This is a genomic window from Candidatus Regiella insecticola LSR1, from assembly GCF_000143625.1.
In the GTDB taxonomy this organism is placed as follows: domain Bacteria; phylum Pseudomonadota; class Gammaproteobacteria; order Enterobacterales; family Enterobacteriaceae; genus Regiella; species Regiella insecticola.
Genome location: NZ_GL379591.1, coordinates 102,810 through 103,671, shown reverse-complemented (window position 1 = coordinate 103,671; position 862 = coordinate 102,810). Strand labels below are relative to the sequence as shown.

Below are 862 nucleotides of genomic sequence, written 5' to 3'. Positions count from 1 at the left end.
GTAACTTGAAAGGCGAAGGGTATCAGCAACTATATCGGTTGTGTCATCAACCCCACCGACTTAACGCCCGCTTGATGAAGCATATTTAATGTTTTGATGATTTCGTCATAAGGGACGTCTTTTGCCCCACCGATTAAAAACACCGTTTTGGGATTAGTCTGCAAATGCCTTTTTATTTCTGCAATAACTTGTTGTTCTACCAATTGTTCCATGCGTTGACGATCAACAACTAAAGCGTATTGCGCAACACCAGAGACTTCAACAATCACCGGTGCATTACCTTCACTGGACACGTTTTTTGAATCTACAGCATCAGGTAAATCAACCTCAACACTTTGCGTGATAACAGGCGCGGTGGCCATAAAAATGAGTAACAATACCAATAATACGTCAAGCAAAGGAACAATGTTAATTTCAGATTTAAGCTCTCGTCTTCTCCTCATTCGCGCTCGTGCCATAACATACCCTACCTATTGGTTGTCAACGCGGGCAAAAACCTGACGATGCAAAATAGCGGTAAACTCTTCCATAAAATTATCATAATTTTGCTCGAGTTTATTCACGCGCAGGTTAAGTCGATTATACGCCATCACCGCGGGAATGGCGGCGAATAAACCAATAGCAGTGGCGATCAAGGCCTCAGCAATGCCCGGAGCAACCATCTGTAAGGTTGCTTGTTTTGCTGCTCCTAACGCAATAAAAGCATTCATAATTCCCCATACAGTACCAAATAAACCAATATAAGGACTGATAGAGCCTACCGTACCAAGAAACGGGATATGTGTTTCCAACATTTCTAATTCACGATTCATCGCAATACGCATCGCACGGCATGCTCCATCAATAATCGCTTCCGGTCGGC

General features: G+C 43.3%; 2 protein-coding genes. Both read right to left on the bottom strand.

Annotation, left to right across the window (positions count from 1 at the left end):
• Positions 1–29: 29 nt before the first annotated feature.
• Entirely contained in the window at positions 30–458 is a 429-nt protein-coding gene (tolR, locus tag REG_RS05115; RefSeq protein WP_006704732.1) for a colicin uptake protein TolR, read from the bottom strand.
• A 12-nt stretch (positions 459–470) separates the two neighbouring features.
• Positions 471–862: MotA/TolQ/ExbB proton channel family protein (locus REG_RS05110; RefSeq protein WP_176603444.1), on the bottom strand; the 392-nt coding region annotated here is incomplete at its 5' end.

Excerpts from the sequence above, each read along its gene's own strand:
- tolR (WP_006704732.1), bottom strand. The coding sequence starts at position 458 with ATGGCACGAGCGCGAATGAGGAGAAGACGAGAGCTTAAATCTGAAATT.